Source organism: Jeotgalibacillus aurantiacus (genome assembly GCF_020595125.1).
Lineage (GTDB): Bacteria > Bacillota > Bacilli > Bacillales > Jeotgalibacillaceae > Jeotgalibacillus > Jeotgalibacillus aurantiacus.
Window position 1 is genome coordinate 18,814 of the sequence record NZ_JACNMS010000007.1, and the last position, 18,043, is coordinate 36,856.

The 18,043-nt window shown below is 44.0% G+C and carries 19 protein-coding genes; 12 read left to right on the plus strand and 7 right to left on the minus strand.

From position 1 onward, the window contains the following. The first annotated feature begins 10 nt into the window (after window positions 1–10). Window positions 11–1,354: a sodium-dependent transporter gene (locus H7968_RS16190; protein WP_227397119.1), complete on the plus strand. Its 1,344-nt coding sequence runs from the start codon at window positions 11–13 to the stop codon at window positions 1,352–1,354. Window positions 1,355–1,677: 323 nt separating this feature from the next. Here H7968_RS16190 and H7968_RS16195 read toward each other — a convergent pair whose 3' ends face one another. Then, window positions 1,678–1,938, minus strand: coding sequence for a DUF1871 family protein (locus H7968_RS16195; protein ID WP_227397120.1), 261 nt, complete (start codon window positions 1,936–1,938; stop codon window positions 1,678–1,680). A gap of 76 nt (window positions 1,939–2,014) precedes the next feature. On the opposite strand from H7968_RS16195, the gene H7968_RS16200 reads away from it, so the two are divergent. After that, a complete protein-coding gene (locus tag H7968_RS16200) occupies window positions 2,015–3,172 on the plus strand; it encodes a MalY/PatB family protein (protein WP_227397121.1) in 1,158 nt (385 codons plus the stop codon). A gap of 494 nt (window positions 3,173–3,666) precedes the next feature. Here H7968_RS16200 and H7968_RS16205 read toward each other — a convergent pair whose 3' ends face one another. From H7968_RS16205 to H7968_RS16215, 3 genes are all read right to left on the minus strand, one after another. Beyond that, the gene (locus H7968_RS16205; RefSeq protein ID WP_319799512.1) at window positions 3,667–3,876 is read right to left on the minus strand and encodes a hypothetical protein; all 210 of its coding nucleotides are present in this window, start codon (window positions 3,874–3,876) and stop codon (window positions 3,667–3,669) included. A gap of 81 nt (window positions 3,877–3,957) precedes the next feature. Beyond that, window positions 3,958–5,184 carry an aminopeptidase gene (locus tag H7968_RS16210; RefSeq protein ID WP_227397122.1) on the minus strand — a complete coding sequence of 409 codons (1,227 nt, stop codon included), beginning with the start codon at window positions 5,182–5,184 and terminating at the stop codon, window positions 3,958–3,960. 108 nt (window positions 5,185–5,292) lie between these two features. Then, window positions 5,293–6,057 carry a peptidylprolyl isomerase gene (locus tag H7968_RS16215; protein WP_319799513.1) on the minus strand — a complete coding sequence of 255 codons (765 nt, stop codon included), beginning with the start codon at window positions 6,055–6,057 and terminating at the stop codon, window positions 5,293–5,295. Between the two features lie 92 nt (window positions 6,058–6,149). Here H7968_RS16215 and kapB point away from each other — a divergent pair, with 92 nt between their 5' ends. Next, window positions 6,150–6,566, plus strand: a complete 417-nt coding sequence (gene kapB, locus H7968_RS16220) for a kinase-associated lipoprotein B (protein ID WP_227397123.1) — start codon at window positions 6,150–6,152, stop codon at window positions 6,564–6,566. Between the two features lie 35 nt (window positions 6,567–6,601). Here kapB and kapD read toward each other — a convergent pair whose 3' ends face one another. Beyond that, entirely contained in the window at window positions 6,602–7,222 is a 621-nt protein-coding gene (gene kapD, locus H7968_RS16225) for a 3'-5' exonuclease KapD (protein WP_227397124.1), read from the minus strand. Between the two features lie 177 nt (window positions 7,223–7,399). Here kapD and H7968_RS16230 point away from each other — a divergent pair, with 177 nt between their 5' ends. Continuing rightward, complete coding sequence (locus tag H7968_RS16230) at window positions 7,400–8,608, plus strand: MFS transporter (protein WP_319799516.1); 1,209 nt, start codon at window positions 7,400–7,402, stop codon at window positions 8,606–8,608. A 22-nt stretch (window positions 8,609–8,630) separates the two neighbouring features. Next, window positions 8,631–10,481: a transglycosylase domain-containing protein gene (locus H7968_RS16235; protein WP_227397125.1), complete on the plus strand. Its 1,851-nt coding sequence runs from the start codon at window positions 8,631–8,633 to the stop codon at window positions 10,479–10,481. Window positions 10,482–10,938: 457 nt separating this feature from the next. Here the strand turns inward: H7968_RS16235 and H7968_RS16240 are convergent, their stop codons facing one another. Next, entirely contained in the window at window positions 10,939–11,508 is a 570-nt protein-coding gene (locus H7968_RS16240) for a DUF5366 family protein (protein ID WP_227397126.1), read from the minus strand. A 355-nt stretch (window positions 11,509–11,863) separates the two neighbouring features. On the opposite strand from H7968_RS16240, the gene H7968_RS16245 reads away from it, so the two are divergent. From H7968_RS16245 to mnhG, 7 genes are read left to right on the plus strand one after another with little or no spacing between them, the layout of a single operon-like run. After that, complete coding sequence (locus H7968_RS16245; RefSeq protein WP_227397127.1) at window positions 11,864–14,272, plus strand: Na+/H+ antiporter subunit A; 2,409 nt, start codon at window positions 11,864–11,866, stop codon at window positions 14,270–14,272. Next, complete coding sequence (locus tag H7968_RS16250; RefSeq protein WP_227397128.1) at window positions 14,269–14,694, plus strand: Na(+)/H(+) antiporter subunit B; 426 nt, start codon at window positions 14,269–14,271, stop codon at window positions 14,692–14,694. The genes H7968_RS16245 and H7968_RS16250 overlap by 4 nt, the downstream gene beginning before the upstream one ends. Beyond that, the gene (locus H7968_RS16255; protein ID WP_227397129.1) at window positions 14,694–15,035 is read left to right on the plus strand and encodes a Na(+)/H(+) antiporter subunit C; all 342 of its coding nucleotides are present in this window, start codon (window positions 14,694–14,696) and stop codon (window positions 15,033–15,035) included. Before H7968_RS16250 ends, H7968_RS16255 begins: the two co-directional genes overlap by 1 nt. Further along, window positions 15,028–16,509, plus strand: a complete 1,482-nt coding sequence (locus H7968_RS16260; RefSeq protein WP_227397130.1) for a Na+/H+ antiporter subunit D — start codon at window positions 15,028–15,030, stop codon at window positions 16,507–16,509. Before H7968_RS16255 ends, H7968_RS16260 begins: the two co-directional genes overlap by 8 nt. 6 nt (window positions 16,510–16,515) lie before the next feature. Further along, window positions 16,516–16,992 carry a Na+/H+ antiporter subunit E gene (locus tag H7968_RS16265; protein ID WP_227397131.1) on the plus strand — a complete coding sequence of 159 codons (477 nt, stop codon included), beginning with the start codon at window positions 16,516–16,518 and terminating at the stop codon, window positions 16,990–16,992. Further along, on the plus strand, window positions 16,992–17,276 hold the full coding sequence (locus H7968_RS16270; RefSeq protein ID WP_227397132.1) for a Na(+)/H(+) antiporter subunit F1: 285 nt from the start codon (window positions 16,992–16,994) through the stop codon (window positions 17,274–17,276). The genes H7968_RS16265 and H7968_RS16270 overlap by 1 nt, the downstream gene beginning before the upstream one ends. Further along, window positions 17,260–17,625, plus strand: coding sequence for a monovalent cation/H(+) antiporter subunit G (mnhG, locus tag H7968_RS16275; RefSeq protein WP_227397133.1), 366 nt, complete (start codon window positions 17,260–17,262; stop codon window positions 17,623–17,625). The genes H7968_RS16270 and mnhG overlap by 17 nt, the downstream gene beginning before the upstream one ends. A 31-nt stretch (window positions 17,626–17,656) precedes the next feature. Here mnhG and H7968_RS16280 read toward each other — a convergent pair whose 3' ends face one another. Continuing rightward, on the minus strand, window positions 17,657–18,022 hold the full coding sequence (locus H7968_RS16280; protein ID WP_227397134.1) for a DUF2188 domain-containing protein: 366 nt from the start codon (window positions 18,020–18,022) through the stop codon (window positions 17,657–17,659). Between the last annotated feature and the right edge of the window lie 21 nt (window positions 18,023–18,043).

Sequence of the window (18,043 nt, forward strand, 5' to 3'; positions counted from 1 at the left end):
GGTGAATGAAATGAGTAATCAGCAATGGTCTTCAAAACTCGGGTTTGTCCTTGCTGCAGCCGGTTCTGCAATCGGTCTGGGGGCAATCTGGAAGTTTCCTTATATGGCAGGCTCAAATGGAGGAAGTATTTTTCTTCTTTTGTTTATTCTGTTCACTGTTTTAATCGCAGGACCGATCCTGCTTGCTGAATTTGTCATTGGCCGCAGAGGAAAAGCGGATGCTGTGACAACGTTCAAAAAGCTTGCGCCGGGAACAGCCTGGCCGTTTATCGGGATTATCGGAACGATTATCGCCATAATTATCTTATCTTTCTACAGTGTGGTCGGCGGCTGGATTTTATCTTATTTATGGAGAAGTATGACTGGTGGTTTGACCGGACTGACACAGGAGGAATATGGCGGATTATTTGAATCTATTATTGCTAACCCTGTTGAAGTACTGGTTGCACAGGCCCTGTTTATGATTATCACGATCTGGGTTGTCCAGAGCGGGATTCAAAACGGAATCGAACGCGCCAGCAAAATCATGATGCCGGCACTTTTCATCATGTTCATTGTGCTAGCCATTCGTTCTCTCACATTGGATGGCGCTATGGAGGGACTTGAATATCTATTCGTACCGGACTGGAGTTATTTTGACAGTAATACAATGCTGCTTGCACTAGGGCAGTCATTTTTCGCACTGAGTGTCGGTGTTTCCGTGATGATTACGTACGCTTCGTATTTAAAGGATCAGGATAACCTCGGGCGCTCTACTGCATCCGTTGCGATCCTGAATATCGTCATTTCACTTTTAGCAGGGATTGTGATTTTCCCTGCCGTGTTTGCTTTAGGATTTGAACCGGGAGAAGGACCGGGACTTGTATTTGTTGTGCTGCCTGCGATCTTTAACGAGCTGGCGTTCGGTGGCGTGTTTATGTTTGTCTTCCTTGTCCTGCTTTTGTTTGCAACACTAACGTCTGCGTTTTCGATTCTCGAAATCGTAACAGCTACCTTTTCCCGCGGTCAGGATGATAAACGTAAAAAGTATGCCTGGATCTCCGGAATCATTATCTTTATCGTGGGACTTCCAAGTGCCTTGTCATTTGGCGTCTTCTCAGATGTAACGATTGCTGGCTATATCATGTTCGATTTTGCAGATTATATTACAAGCAGCTTCGGACTGCCGCTCGGCGCATTACTGATCAGTCTGTTTGTAGGCTATAAGCTGAAAAAAGAAGATGTGTTCGGGGAGCTCTCTAAAGGGGCTGGCGGCACATACGGCTGGATGACAGTCTGGTATACACTGATCAAGGTGGTCGCACCGGTTGGGATTATTTTAATCTTCTTGGACAAAATGAGAGAACTATTATAACTTTACGGAAAGGAACGGGCTGCTGCCCGTTCCTTTTTTGTGAGGAATGTGAGGTTAGGGCGTTAATTTGTAAGGTTGCGGGCAGAGTTTGTGAGTTCCCCTCTCAGGTTCGTGAGTTTAACGGGAAAGTTCGTGAGCTTAATTAAAAATTCGTGAGTTCAGTGACATTTGGACTACAGCATTTTTAGTGATCACGACTCTCCATACGCGTATTCAGCTAATGACAGGATACTGGTCGTCTTCGCGCATGGAAAGTCCTTTGTATCTGAAGTTACCAAACCCTACATAAAAAACCGCACTGCGATCAGTACGGTTTCACTTCATTATTCCTCATATACAGCATCCATTTTCACTGCAAGCAGCTTATAGGAAACTTTTGTACAATCCTGCAGCGGGATCCACTGGCCAAAGCCGGATTCATAGATTGCCTGGATGTGTCTGGCCAGATCCGTCGGGTGATGCAGCTCATGAACAGCTTGAATGACTTCAGCAATTTCATGATCATACCCCTCTTCCCCTTTACCAAACGGGTCCCACTCCTGCAGAATGGACATGAGTTTTAAATCCATTTCACTTATATTCATTTGTACCACCTAATCATTTTGAAAAATGCTTCATCTATCATACCATAGAATAGAGAAATAGAAAGGAAGTGTTTGCATGATTGATTTTGACCGCGAAACGCAAAGAACCGGATCACATTCCGTGAAGTGGGACATGATGAATGAACTGTTCGGAAAGAATGACTTGCTTCCGATGTGGGTGGCGGATATGGATTTTGCTCCGCCCGAAAGCGTCATGACTTCCTTAACGAAACGGCTCGAACAGCCTCCATACGGCTATACCTTTGTACCACCTTCAACTGCCAGAACGATTGCGGACTGGCTTGAAAAACGGCACGGTTTTAAAACCAATGCATCATGGTATTTATACTCAATCGGCGTAGTCCCTTCAATCGCAACCGCCATCAGAGCGTTAACAGCTCCCGGAGATCACATTTTAACCATGACTCCTGTCTATACCCCGTTTTTCGGCATGATTGAACAAAATGGACGGAACGTTGTGACGACTCAGTTAATCGAACAAGATGGCCGCTACGAAATAGACTGGGAAGACCTCAGTCAGAAACTGTCTGATGTAAAGATGTTTCTGCTATGCAGCCCACACAATCCATCAGGAAGAGTATGGAGTAGTGATGAGTTGAAGAAACTATCCGATTTATGTGCAGAGCATAATGTCGTGCTAGTCTCAGATGAAATTCATTCAGATTTAATTTACAGACATGCGCGCCACGTCCCTACAGCAAAAGCAGCCGGTGATAAACACAGTCATATTATTACGCTTGTTGCACCATCCAAAACCTTTAATCTTGCAGGGTTGCAGGCGTCGGCTATCATTTGTTCCGATGAAGAAATCCGCGAGAAAATCAAGGAAGAACAGGGCCGTCAGGGATTTTTCACCCTCTCCACATTTGGCATTACCGCGATGGAAGCCGCTTATTCTGAAGGAGAGAAATGGCTTGAATCACTGATTGATTATTTGACCGGAAACCTTAAGCTTGTCAGAAATACGGTCTCGGAAATGGATCAGATTGATCTCATGGAACCTGACAGCACCTACCTTCTCTGGCTGGACGCACGAAAAACCGGCTTATCTGACGAGGAAATCAAAAAGAAACTCGTCGATGAGGCCGGACTCGCACTTGAACCGGGTGATAAATACGGAAAAGGTGGAGAAGGATTCATCAGAATGAACATCGCCTGCCCAAGATCCATGGTCGAAGAAGGATTAAGAAGGTTGCAGATGGTGTTTAAATAATTTTTGGGGTGAGTTAGTTGTAATGACATCATACCTTGTCTGAATGGCAATAAGGAAATCACTGGGTCCTATATGCGGATTTCTCCATTTCGTTAACAGAACAGGGTTCACTTTCAACATAGTGAGTTGAGCTATCGACAGATTTAAGTTGATGATCAACATCACCGTCTCACATATCAGTTGAAGAATTCATGATAAGTGCCGGGTCATTCCGGAGACTCCTGCGGCAGTGAAGCGACAAGTGAGACAGCGTAGTGCGTAGCACTAGCTGGCTCACCGCGCGGCCACAGAAAAGTGGAGGCGACTCGTCCAGCCCCGACAAGCATAAGGCGAAGATGAAAAGAGGGCTGCCCTTTGCCCTCGTTCATCTTTGACTTATGACCTCGAGGGGCTAGTCGCCGCAGCTAGACACAAAGGAAAGCGCAGGAATGACCCGGCACGGTTTTTCATATTCATTAAACTCAAAAAAGACCGGGATTCATCCCGGCCTTTTTTTATTTAGATGAATGATTACGTTCATTCAACATTTTCTCTTCAAGCTTCTTCGTTTCCTCCGCCTGCCTTTTAGACACACGGATAATCCAGCGAAACGTAATATACGTCATAATTACAAACAATAAGAGCCATAATGCAGCTGGAAGGTATTCGGACTTATCTTCCGGAAAATATAAAAAGAGCTGCAAGACAAACAAGTCAAAGATCACGGCGCAGCCTCCTCACTTACACAATTTTCTTTATTATAACAACGCTTCCCTCATACATCACGTGAACAATTCGTGTACAGCCTATTCAGTTGCCCAGTTCCCATTGCGAAAGACCGGTTCACGCGTTCCATCAGACCTGATCCCATCAATGTTCATCTGGGCAGATCCCATCATAAAATCTTCATGGACAATGCTGTCATTTAACCCTGCCTCAATCCGCTCTTCATCGTTCATCTCTGTTCCACCCTCAATACAGGTCGGATAACACGAGCCTAGCGCAAAATGGTTTGATGCATTTTCATCAAACAGCGTATTAAAAAACAGAATGCCTGAATCAGAAATCGGCGAACGATGTGGCACGAGTGCAATCTCGCCAAGGTACGGTGCCCCCTCATCCATTGTCAGGATTTTCTCAAGAAGCTCCTGTCCAACATCGGCTTTGAAATCAACGACTTTTCCCTCTTTAAATGTAAGTGTGAATCCGTCGATGATATTCCCCTGATAAGCAAGCGGTTTTGTATTTGTCACATAGCCGTTTACACCAAGTCTGTGAGGAACCGTATACACTTCTTCTGTCGGCAGATTGGCGATAAAGTTATACCCTTTTTTGTTTTTCGAGCCCCCTGTGAGCCATTTGTGTTGAGCGGGAAGCTCAATCGTGATGTCTGTCCCAGGCCCCTGATAATGGAGGGCCGCGTATTGCCTTTCAGTCAATGACGATGCTTTTTCTTTCAGGTTCTCCATATGATGTTCCCATTCAAGCACCGGGTCATCTTTAAGAATTCTTGTCACAGAGAAGATGGATTCCCACAGCTTCTCCACTGCTTCCTCTTCAGAATTCTCCGGGAACAGCTTCAGCGCCCAGTCAGCAGAAGGCACTGCCACAATGGACCAGCTGATGCGGTCTGTTTCTATCGCTTCATAAAAAGCACCGAGCGCTTCTCCCCTTGCTTTTGCAAAAGCGGCAATCCGGTCAGAGGAAATTCCCTTTAACAGATCGGGATTATCTGATTCGATGACAAGGAATGCCCCTTCGCGCTCAACGGTTTCTTCATGCGCCGTTGTCAGCCATTCCGGGTAATAGTCGAACTCTTCGTTTAGCGCCTTTTCATAAAAAAGTCTGGTCACACGATCATCGTGCCATTGAACATGCACATTACCCGCTCCTGCGCGATACGCCTCTTCGACTACGAGTCTTGTAAATGCGGCACTGTCAACTGAAGCGGCAATCCAAAGGAATTGTCCTTCCTGAATATTGACCCCTGTTCTAACAGCAAGTTTTGCGTATTTCAATAAAAGTTCATTCATATTACTTCCTCCATGTATGTAAAAAATGATCAGGTCAAGATTGTATGAAAAAAGCTGGAACAACTGACTGTTCCAGCCTCTACTCGAAATTGATAAACTTTAAATCTGTTACTCCTGAACCTCAATGGATTCAATGACAACTTCCTCTACCGGACGATCATCACTGCCTGTTTCAACCGCTGCGATATTATCCACGATATTCATACCTTTAATCACCTGTCCGAAAACGGTATGACGGTTATCAAGATATGGCGTGCCGCCTCTTTCCTGATACATCGCAATAAGCTCTTCAGGAAAACCGGCTGACTCCATTTGGGCAACGAGGTCCTCTGTCATAGTCTGGTTTTGCACGATGAAAAACTGGCTGCCGTTTGTAGCAGGACCGGAATTGGCCATTGATAATGCGCCTCTGATATGAACAAGTTCAGGTGAAAATTCATCCTCAAACGGTTCTCCGAAAATACTTTCACCGCCGGCACCTGTTCCCTCTGGATCGCCACCCTGAATCATGAAGTCCTCGATCACTCTATGAAAAATTACACCATCATAATACCCTTCTTCAGCGTGTGTTAAAAAGTTTTCGACAGCTAGAGGAGCCTGTTCAGGGAAAAATTTCACTGTGATGTCCCCATAATTGGTTTTAATAGTTGCAACCGGCTCGTTTTCACCTGGTTCAGGATTTGTTTGTGGATATCCTTCCACTACCGGCAATTCTTCAACCGGTTCCGCTTCAGCATACGTGTCTTCTGCCGTGTCTTCTGCCGTTTCTTCAGCAGGCTCTGTATTTTCAGTATCTGAGCCACTGTCAGCATTTCCTCCGCAGGCTGCTAATAACAATACAAATAACAATGACAACATCCATTTCATTTTCATTTTCTCGCCTCCACCTTATACTTTAGCCTAATTTACAGAAAAAATCATTAAGTTACGTTAAACTAAATAATGAAGAATAACAAAAACTGGTGATGGCATCACATGTACAGGAGGCGTTAAGATTGACTGAATATGTAAAAGCATTTTATAAAACAGGCGCTTATATAGGCGTGGTGACAGAGGATAAAGACAGTGTAAAGGTCGTCCAGATTAAAGACGTATTGAAGCATCCGATTCAGGGTGATCTGCACAATCCGAATCAGACAGATGTTCCGCTCTTTCATGAAAGAAAAGCATTAGCGTTTAATGAACGCGCAAATATTCCCGCAACAATGGTAAAACCGTTTGACGGGAAACCGGGTGATTATTATGAGCACCTGGCTGAAGCTGTCATGGAGCTTGAATGGAGATTAAAGGAAGAGGATTCAGCTTTTAATCAGAAAAGCCTCGAGGCACTTGCAGGTGTCAAAAAAGAATATGAACTCATGTATAACATGAATTTTTCCTGACCAAAAATAAAAGCCCTTCTCAGGAGGGCTCTTTTTTATTGAACCAGAAACTGGCGTAAAGCGGAAAAATCCACTCTGTCCCCAATCGTAGTTGGTTCGCTCTTGTTTAAATAGCGCTTATCCTTTTCTACCAGCTGATAAATATGGTAGGTTGTCATCGCATCATCGAGGGCCTTATGGTGTTTACCCGTCCCATCCTTTCCATATTCCTGAACGGCTTTCCATAATCCTGTCTGATTCCGGTCTCCAAAAAAGCGTTTGTACTCCATGGATAAATCGACAAATTCACCGGTAAACGGAAAGATCAGCCCGGCCTTTTCACAATTCTGTCTCAGCACCTTCATGTCCATGTTGCCCCAGGTCACAACTTTACAAAAGCCATCGTGGTTCAGCTCTGCTAACTTTTTGACAAGGGAATGAACAGAGATGCCGCTGTCGACCTGCTCCTGACTGATATTCAGGAAGGATTTACACCTCCTGGACAGCCTCTTAAATTTTTTCGGTTTCACATAGCTTGAAAATTGTTCTTTTTCTCCATTTCTGACGGCTACGAGACCTACTTCAATAATTTCAGGATAAAAACCTTTTGGTCCCCGTCCATCCGGCATGGAAAATTCAAAGTCCAGAAAAATAATTGTCTGATCAGCGCCGGCCATTTTCTTTCCTCCTTTCTCATGTGATTAATTATACCATGCAGTTGGGTAATCCACATATAAATGTCTGAATTTTCTTACGACATAATGTGAGAGATTTCAAGTTGCATCGTTTTTTTATTACGTTATACTTGTTACGACTCTCGAAATAATTCAGATGAATGTTAGAAGGTGTTTGTTATCAAAGTCGAAAAAAAGAATTTAATTATTATGTGGATCGCCAATTTCCTCGTGGCAGCGAGTGCTACTATGATCCTTCCATTTCTCTCTCTTTATATAGAAACAATGGGTGACTTTTCTGACGAGTATGTTCAGAGATGGTCCGGTCTTGTATTCGGTGTAACGTTTCTGACTGCATTTTTTGTCTCTCCGATCTGGGGACGTTTCGGTGACCGGTTTGGCTATAAGCCGATTCTGATGATCACCGGCTATGGCATTGCCTTCAGCATCTTTCTCATGGGATTCATTCAGTCTGTTGAAGGACTGTTTATCTTACGAATGGTGATGGGCGTTGTAACCGGCTTTATTCCTACTTCTCTTGCCCTTATCTCTTCACAGACACCAAAGCATATTGCCGGCCGCACACTCGGCACCCTTCAAATGGGAACCGTGACCGGCGGATTATTCGGCCCACTCCTTGGGGGGCTGATGGCAGATACATTCGGTTTCAGCTACACCTTTATGATCACCGCGATTTCGATCTCAGTTGCAGCAACCGTTGTGATGTTTGGTATTTCAGAAAAGAAAAAAGATGCCGATAAAAAGAAAGAACGGACGTATACAAGAAAAGAAGTGTTCAGACATATTACGAGTCACCGCATGCTGATGACTGTGATGGTCTTATCCTTTCTTGTTCAGATGGCGAATTTCAGTATTCAGCCACTTTTAGCGCTGTATGTGGATGGACTGACGAGCGCAGCCAATATTGCCTTTCTTTCAGGGATGGCTTTTTCTGCAACAGGCTTTGGCAATCTCATTGCTACACGAAGCTGGGGCAGACTTGGTGACGCGATCGGCTATGAGAAAGTTCTTGTGATACTTCTCGTATTGTCAGCCCTCTTCATCATTCCACAGGCACTCGTAACCGAATTATGGCAGCTTGTGATTCTGCGATTCTTATTTGGGATCGCGATTGGCGGAATTATTCCGAGCGTGACAGCTTTTATCAGGCACGCTGCACCTGTATCCATGCAGGGTGAAGTGCTTGGTTATAATCAGAGCTTCCGTTTTCTCGGCAATGTGGCAGGCCCTGTTTTTGGCGGTGTGATCTCCGGATTTATCGGAATTTCTTCCGTCTTTTATGTGACAGGCGCTTTATTTCTGGGAGCCTTTAGCCTCTTATGGTGGAGCCGCAGGCAAATAAGCGCACAGCAAACGTCCGTGAACTAACTTTAGAATGGAGACTCCTGCGATGAGAATGACCATGGGGTTTATGGGTGTGTTTCTCCTCATCCCGTTATGTATTTTCTTCTGGCTTCAAACGAATAAAGAAATCCAGGCGCAGTCTGATTTTCAGCGGGCACTTGATGAAAAAGTTCAGCTTGATGAACAGACTGTTCAGCAGACAAGCTTTATTTATGACCGCAATGGTGCACAAATATCAAAAAGCGAACCCGGCATGAGAATGCACGCCACCTCAGAAGAGTTACCTCAATTTTTAAAGGATGTAACGGTTTATTCAGAGGACCGGAATTTTTATGACCATATCGGTTTTGATGCAGGGGCGATCATTCGGGCAGTTGTCAAAAACCTGGTTTTCACTCATATCGAGCAGGGTGGCAGTACGATTACCCAGCAGCTCGCAAGAAATCTGTATTTGACCCAGGAGAAAACGTATAACCGCAAAATGACGGAGCTGTTTTATGCAAGTGAAATTGAAAGCCAATGGTCAAAGGATGAGATTTTAACAGCCTATTTAAATATTATTTACTACAACAATGGTGTATACGGAATAAAGGCCGCATCGAAATACTATTTTCAGAAGGATTTAAGTGAACTCACAAAAGCTGAGCTGGCTTTTCTGGCCGCCATCCCGAATAACCCGAGAAAATACGACCCTTTATCAAACTTTGATCAGGCAAAGGAACGTCAGGAACGCCTGATTGACCTGATGGTAACGGAACAGAAAATCACTGCTGAAGAAGCGGCAGCCTTCAAAGCCGAGCCGATCAAAATTAGTGTGACAGAATCCAATGATCTGCATCCCGACTATACGTTTTATGTGGAATATGAGCTGCGTCAGCTGATTGCTTACCAGGAAGGTTTTAAAGAACAGCTTAATAAGGCGAAGAAAACGTCTGAAAAAGCTTCGATTGAAGCACGGCTTGATGAGCGTGTTCAGCAGGTTTTAAAATCAGGCGTCAATATCCATACCGCGCTTGACCCTGCAATGCAAAATCAGACTGTGGCAGCAGTCAAGGCAAACCTCCCATATGATGGTGTGGAAGGTGCAGCAGTGGTGATCGAAAATCAGACACGTGAAATTGTCAGTCTTTCCGGCGGCAAAAACTATCAGAAATACAATTTCAACCGGGCTTATCAGGCTGTCCGTCAGCCGGGTTCAGCCATCAAACCGCTGCTCGTTTACGGGCCTTATATTGAGACATTTCAGCCTTATCTCACGCAAACAGTAAATTCGGATGCATACTGCTTTCAGAACTATTGTCCGGAGAATTACGGTGGAGTTGAATACGGGGACGTGTCTATTTCACGCGCTTTTCTGCTTTCCCTTAACACCCCTGCGATACGGATGATGGAAGAAACAGGTGTGGAACAATCCTTTGCCTATTTAAGTGCTTTTGATTTTAATCAGGTTGGTCCGAGTGATCAGACGCTCGCAGCCGCTGCTGGTGGATTCACATACGGTGTCTCCCCTCTTGAGCTGACAGATGCCTACACAAGCTTTATTGATGGAAATTACAGACAGGCACACGCAATCAGAAAAGTCACTGATTTTCAGGGGAACGTGCTTTATGAATGGCCAAAGGACTATATTCCTGTCTGGTCCGGGCAGACAACAGCTAAAATGCGTGAGCTCCTCGCAACAGCTGCCAGATCCGGAACCGGGTCCCCTGCCTATCTGGAGAAGCCATATATCGGGATCAAGACAGGCACAACCAATGAATACTTTGATTATTGGACCGTCGGGTTAACGAATGAGTACACAAGTGGTGTATGGGTGGGTCATGATTTACCGAAAAACATGCAGTCCATCGAACTCGACCGCCCTGCCCATTTGATTTGGAAGGATATTAATCGATGATCTCCGCTTAGTTTATGTGTAATAAACTTGGATTTCAGAAACCGTGCCTGGCCATTCCTTCGCTTTCCATTGTCTAGCTGCGGCGACTAGCCCCTCGAGGTCATAAGTCAAAGATGAACGAGGACGAAGGTCAGTCCTCTTTTCATCTTCGCCTTATGCTTGTCGGGGCTGGACGAGTCGCCTCCGCGCTTTTCCGCGGCCGCGCGGTGAGCCAGCTAGTGCTCCGCACTACGCTGTCTCACCTGTCGCTTCACTGCCGCAGGAGTCTACGGAATGACCAGGCACTATTAGCATTTTTAACAATTGTAACGGGAAATTAAAACGTTGATAGAGTAGGTAGTGTTATCGGTAGGCTAGAAAGTCCTGTTGATAGCAATGAAAAATCCGTGTATACGCTGACTTATCCACTTCCTTATTCTAACAAAAAAGGCGTTACACAATTTGTGTAACGCCTTTTTTATATCTGCTCCAGGATCGGTAAGCTGCCGAGCAGTCCGTTGTAAAGACTTAAGACTACGTAAAATACTGCTGACACAAGCGCTGACCATGTGACGATCTCGAATAGGATAACTCCGATCGTCCCGCCGGCGCTTAAGGTTGAGCTGACTTTAATCACAAAATACATGAAATACACGACGGAAGTCAGGGCGAAGATGATCAGCAGGCCCACGATTGACTGCAGGCTGACGATCGTCGCCAGTGATCCGAAAAAATAAATGAGTGAACCCGCACGAACCTTCGTCAATGCCTCCCCTTCTTTATCACGGGAGAAAAACAGCAGCGACACTTCATTGATGGTTTCAGCTATCAGTTTTAACGCTGCTAAAATCATAAAACAAATAATCATTAAAAGAATCAGGACAAACAGCTTCAGTTCAAGTTCTGACAGGAACTCCCTCATTCCTGCGTAAATGCCGATCCCTTTAAATAATTCCGTCAGCACTCCCACTCCATAAACAGAGAAAGAGAGACTGAACAGTAAGATTGAAAATAACGGTAAATATCCAGTAAGATATGTATTTTTCATTTATTACGCTCCCAGCCAAATTTCTCTTTTAATCATAATCCTTTCATGATTTTTTTGGAAGGTCCTCCCGATAAAAGCTTGAAATTCTTTTCATCAGGCAACAAATTTCGACACCACTTATAAAATTTTTTCGGTTATTTATACCCGTTTCTACCTATATATAGTTTTTGATAAAGCCTGTAACCGTAAGTGTTACATTATGCACAGACCGTCATTTTACGTTATACTTTTGCTATACGTATAAAAAATGATCATGTCACAAAGGACTGGGTATGCACGGCTGGATGTATACAAATACAGTCCTTATTTAAATGCCAATTGTGATTGTGATAAATGTTCAAGGGAGGGATTTTCTTTGTCGCTGCTTCATATTGCCATCGTACTGCCATTTATTGCGGCAGTCTTCATCCCTTTTTTGTTTAAGGGATTCCGGAATATTCATACCGGATGGTTCGTTCTGCTTGTGCCGCTGGCGCTGTTTATTTATTTCATTCAGTACCTGCCGGTGACGAGTGGGGGGCAGACCGTTTCAAAGACGTTTGAATGGATACCATCACTTGGGATCAATTTCAATGCTCATGTTGATGGTCTGGGGCTTTTGTTTGCCCTGCTAATTACGGGGATCGGCTCATTGGTCGTTCTCTATTCGATCTATTATCTTGCTAAAGAAAAAGAAGCACTCCATAATTTTTATGTTTATTTACTCATGTTCATGGGTGCGATGCTTGGTGTCGTTTTATCTGACAACCTGATCGTCCTGTATATGTTCTGGGAGTTCACTTCAATTTCCTCATTCCTCCTGATCGGTTACTGGTACGATAAAGAGCGTTCGAGATACGGGGCTCAAAAATCAATGCTGATCACCGTTTTCGGAGGACTTTCCATGCTTGGAGGGATTGTTCTTCTCTATATTATGAGTGGAACCTTCAGCATCCAGGAATTAATCGGTATGTCAGGATCACTCATGCAGGATCCAATGTTTATCCCAGCCATGCTTCTGATTTTACTCGGAGCATTTACAAAATCAGCACAATTTCCGTTTCACGTGTGGCTTCCGGATGCCATGGAAGCACCTACACCTGTATCGGCTTATCTTCACTCTGCAACGATGGTTAAAGCGGGGATTTATCTTGTTGCCCGCATGAGTCCGGTATTTGCAGAGTCAGGTATCTGGCTCTGGCTTGTTGCAGGGTTCGGACTTTTCACCCTGTTCTGGGGTTCCTTTAATGCAGTTAAACAGACAGACTTAAAAGGAATTCTTGCATTCTCGACTATTTCACAGCTCGGTTTAATTATGTCACTGCTCGGCCTTGGTGCTGCTGCTCTGCATTTTGATCAGCTGGATGAGAATATTTATATGGGTGCAACGATTGCCGCCGTATTCCACCTGATCAATCACGCAACCTTTAAAGGAAGCCTGTTCATGGTGGCAGGTATTGTGGATCACGAAACCGGTACACGTGATATTCGAAATCTCGGTGGACTCGTGAATCTGATGCCGATTACATTTACCATTGCATTAATTGGCACATTTTCGATGGCAGGATTACCGCCGTTCAACGGTTTCCTGAGTAAGGAAATGTTCCTGCTTGCCACACTTGAAATTCTTGAATTTAATTTGTTCTCCATGGATACATGGGGCATTTTATTCCCTGTTATTGCCTGGATTGCAAGTGTGTTCACGTTTATCTACAGCATTATGTTGCTGTTTAAGACGTTCCTTGGCAAACTTCAGCTTGATAAGCTTCCAAAGAAGCCTCACGAAGCGCCAATCGGAATGCTCATTTCACCAATCGTCCTTGGCGCACTGGTGGTTGTATTCGGATTTTTCCCGAATCTGCTGTCAAAAAGTATGATTAAACCTGCTGTAGAGGCTATTCTGCCAAGCCTTGTTGAATCGGGCCAGGAGGTATACGTAAACATTTATTTCTGGCACGGATTTACACCTGAACTTTTTATGACGCTCGGGATTGTGCTGTTCGGTACACTGTTGTACGCCACGCTTGGCAAATGGCAAGGTATTTATAACCGGATTCCTGAACAGTTTACAATCAATGGTGTGTATGACCGCGGGCTTGAAAAAGGGGAGTCCGGAAGCTTCAGGCTGACTGAAGGCGTTATGACAGGTTATATGAGAACCTATCTGCTTTATATTTTCGGATTTTTTGTCGCCATTTTGCTATCAACGCTAGTCGTGCGCGATGCATTTTCAATTGATACGTCCAACCTTGCGGAGATCCGGATTTATGAAGTCATTTTGGCTGTTGTGATGCTTGCATCTGCCATTACGATTCTATTTGCTAAATCCAGACTGACGTCGATTGTTGCGTTAGGTGCAGTCGGTTACTCTGTTGCATTATTCTTTGTATTCTTCAGAGCACCGGATCTGGCGTTAACACAACTCGTGATTGAGACTGTATCAGTTGCATTGTTCCTGCTGTGTTTCTATCATTTACCGGAAATCAGCCGGAAGGAAGAACGTATGGGCTTCCGACTTGGAAATGCAGTCATTTCGATTCTTGTCGGTGTAACCATCACCCTGATTGCCATTTCTGCTTACAGTAACAGCTCTGTATTTGAATCTATTTCGCAGTATCATATTGATAATGTGTATAAGCTTGCTGCCGGCGGAAACATGGTTAACGTCATCCTTGTTGACTTCCGGGGCTTTGATACATTGTTCGAAATCTGTGTACTTGGAATTGCCGCTCTGGGCATTTATGCAATGGTTCACTTCCGTGGAGTAAGGAGGCAAAAAGGATGAAGAAACCAAATGATGTCATCTTACAAACCGTTACAACAGTCATTTCATTTATCATCATTTTATTCTCCATCAACTTATTCTTTGCCGGACATTACACGCCCGGAGGAGGTTTTATCGGCGGATTGATGACTGCAGCTGCACTCGTTTTATTATTGCTCGCCTATGATGTTAAAACGTTAAATAAAGTCCTGCCTTTTAATTATCAGGTCATGACAGCAGCAGGTTTACTGATTGCCGTTTTAACAAGTGCAGGGGCATTGTTATTCAATGAACCGTTTTTGACACATGCATATGATTACTTTGATCTTCCGTTATTAGGGAAAACGTCTCTGCATACAGCCGTTTTGTTTGATACGGGAGTGTATCTGGTTGTAATTGGTATAACAATGACCATTATTCAAACGATTGGAGAGAGCGAATAATGGAAATTTTAATGTCGATTGTGATTGGTGTGTTATTCACATCAGCCGTATATTTAATTCTTTCGAAAAGTCTATTGCGGGTTATTATCGGTACAGGATTGCTCAGTCATGGCGCGCACTTGCTGATCCTTACAATGAGCGGGCTTAAAACTGGTGCTGCACCTGTGCTAAAGGATGGCGTGACTTCTTATACAGATCCTCTTCCACAGGCACTTGTACTGACAGCGATTGTTATCAGCTTCGGGGTAACAGCATTTTTCCTGGTACTTGCCTACCGTGCTTATCAGGATCTTGGTACTGACAATATGGAAGAAATGAAAGGGAATGAATCAAATGATTAACTTACCGCTATTGCCGATTCTCATTCCGCTTTTAACCGCTGTGATTTTAATGTTTTTCCCGAAGCGTATTAAAGCACAGCGATTCATCTCACTGACCGCGATCGGTGCAACCATTGTTGCATCCATCGTTTTAGCTGCTGAGGTGAAAGCGAATGGCATCCAAACCTTAAATCTGGGCAGCTGGCCTGCGCCATATGGGATCACACTGGTTTCAGATATGCTATCTGTATTACTTGTATTAACGTCAAGCATTCTGACCTTCTTTGTTGTCTGGTATGCAATGATTTATATGGATGATAAGTATGAAAGCTTCTTTTTCTATATCGGTGTGATGTTTCTCCTTGTAGGAATTAATGGGGCTTTTACAACAGGCGATATTTTCAACCTGTTCGTATTTTTTGAAGTATTTCTGATTTCTTCTTACCTCTTAATTGTTTTAGGTGGTAAGAAAGCTCAGCTTCGTGAATCCATTAAATATGTGCTGATCAACGTCATTTCCTCAGCATTATTTGTAACAGCAGTAGCATACTTGTACGCTGTTGTCGGTTCACTGAACATGGCTGATATTTCCCAGCGCATCAGCGAACTTGGAAATTCAGGTATTATAACGGTCATTGCGATTTTCTTTCTTTTAGTATTTGGTCTAAAAGGCGCAATTGTACCACTTTATTTCTGGCTACCCGGCTCTTACAGTGCCCCGCCTATTCCGGTGCTCGCTTTATTTGGTGCTCTTTTAACAAAAGTCGGTGTCTACTCTATTCTGAGAACGTATACGCTGTTTTTCACACAGGACACGGGATATACGCATGAAATATTAGGAGTCCTGGCGCTGTTAAGTATTGTTGTTGGCGTTATAGGTGCTGTAGCATACAGGGAAGTCAAAACGATTATTATTTACAACATTGTCGTGGCAGTCGGTGTCATCCTCTATGGAGTAGCAGCCATGACACCAGCTTCACTTGAAGGTGCAGTCTTCTATCTGCTGCATGATATGGTGATTAAAGCCGCACTCTTCCTGCTTGTCGGTATTATGATCGCAATCGCAGGATCCAGCCACCTGAAGGACATGGGGGGAATGATACGCGATTACCCAAGAATCGGCTGGACCTATTTTGTTGCTGCACTGGCGCTTGCAGGAATACCTCCTTTAAGCGGATTTATCGGGAAGCTGCTGATTGTTCAGGGAGGATTTGAAGCTGGAGATATTGTAGGACCACTACTTGTCCTCATTTCAAGTCTGCTCGTTTTATATTCAGCCATGAAGATTTTCATGAATGGCTTCTGGGGAACACCAAAAGCGTATCACGGGGCAAAAGCCAAATTGGCAAATCGTCTATGGGTCCCGGCGGCTGCACTTGTTCTGATCGCCATTTTCTATGGCGTCGGAACAGAAGCAATACGCCCGTTTATTACCATGGCGGTAGAACCACTCATCGATCCTGCAATCTATATTGAAGCAGTATTAAAGGAGTAATGTGATATGGCATTTCAAGTATTATTAAATTTCTTTTTAGCGTTCCTCTGGATGTTCCTGACGAGCTCTTTCACGTTATCCAGCTTTATCATTGGATACTTCCTAGGTATTCTGGTGATTCTTGCTATGCGACGATTCTTTAAGGATAGAGTCTATTTGATCAGGGTATGGGCAGTAATAAAACTGACAATCCTTTTTGTTATTGAATTGATCAAAGCAAATATTGAGGTTCTGGTTATCGTTCTCAGGCCGAAACTTGATTTAAAACCCGGTATATTTAAGTATGATACAAAGCTTGAAAGAGAATGGGAAGTAACTCTTCTCTCCCTGCTGATAACATTAACCCCAGGTACACTGGTTGTTGATGTCAGTGATGATAACAGTACACTCTATATTCACGCTTTAAATGCAACCGATATAAAAGGAACTGTTGAATCGATTAAAAAAGGCTTTGAGAAAGCAATCATGGAGGTGAGCCGCTGATGCTGACTATTGCTATTTATATCGCGCTTGTTGGTGTTGCAGCAAGCATGATCGGAATCGTAATACGTGTAGTCAAAGGACCTTCTGCAGCTGACCGCGTGGTTGCACTGGATTCTCTTGGCATCAGTCTGATTGCCATGACTGGTCTGTTTTCGATGCTGCTTGATTCAAGTGTCTTCTTGGAAGTCATTTTGCTGCTTGGTATTCTTGCCTTTATCGGCACCGTTGCTTTCTCCAAATATCTAGAGAAAGGAGCGATTGTGGACCGTGAACGACATAAGTGAATATTTCGTAGCGGGCTTTATCCTGATCGGTGCGTTTTTTTCAGTTGTGACGGCAATCGGGCTGATCAGGTTACCTGACCTTTATACAAGAACGCATGCTGCATCTAAAAGCGCAACACTTGGGGTCATGTGTATCTTAATCGGAACGCTTATCTTCTTTCTGACAGAGGATGGTATGTTCAATTCAAGAATTGTACTGGGTATTTTCTTTGTCCTGATCACCGCTCCGGTTGGCGGTCATTTAATTGCCCGTGCAGCGTATAATATGGGAGTAAAACCGGCACCCGAAACCGTCGTAGATGATCTTGCTGATAAAGAGAAACATGAAAAAGCGAAAAGTAGAAAGTAAAAACATCCCGGGATCGCTCCCGGGATGTTTTTTATGTTTTATACAAAGTCTGTTCAACGGATCCATCCGCTTTCAATACTTTGAGTATACCATTATGGTCTGTCACATAAGATTTGGCTTTGTCTTCAAGCGCAGACTTTGTTTCTTCCTTATAAATCGCTTTATGAGAACCCTCTTTGATCAGCTGCCATCCATCTTCATGCGGTCTGATCTCATACGTATCCTGGTCACCCTGCTGGATGGATTTTTTGGCACGGTCCGTTGCAATGGCGATGGCACGGCCTTCTTCATATCCCTCTTCTTCAACCAGCGCATTCCCAATCTCAATCGCTTTGTTACGTACAGCCGGCTCAAGATTTTTCCATGAATCAGGATAATCGTTTTTATTCCATGGCATTGGTCAAGCACCACCCTTTCG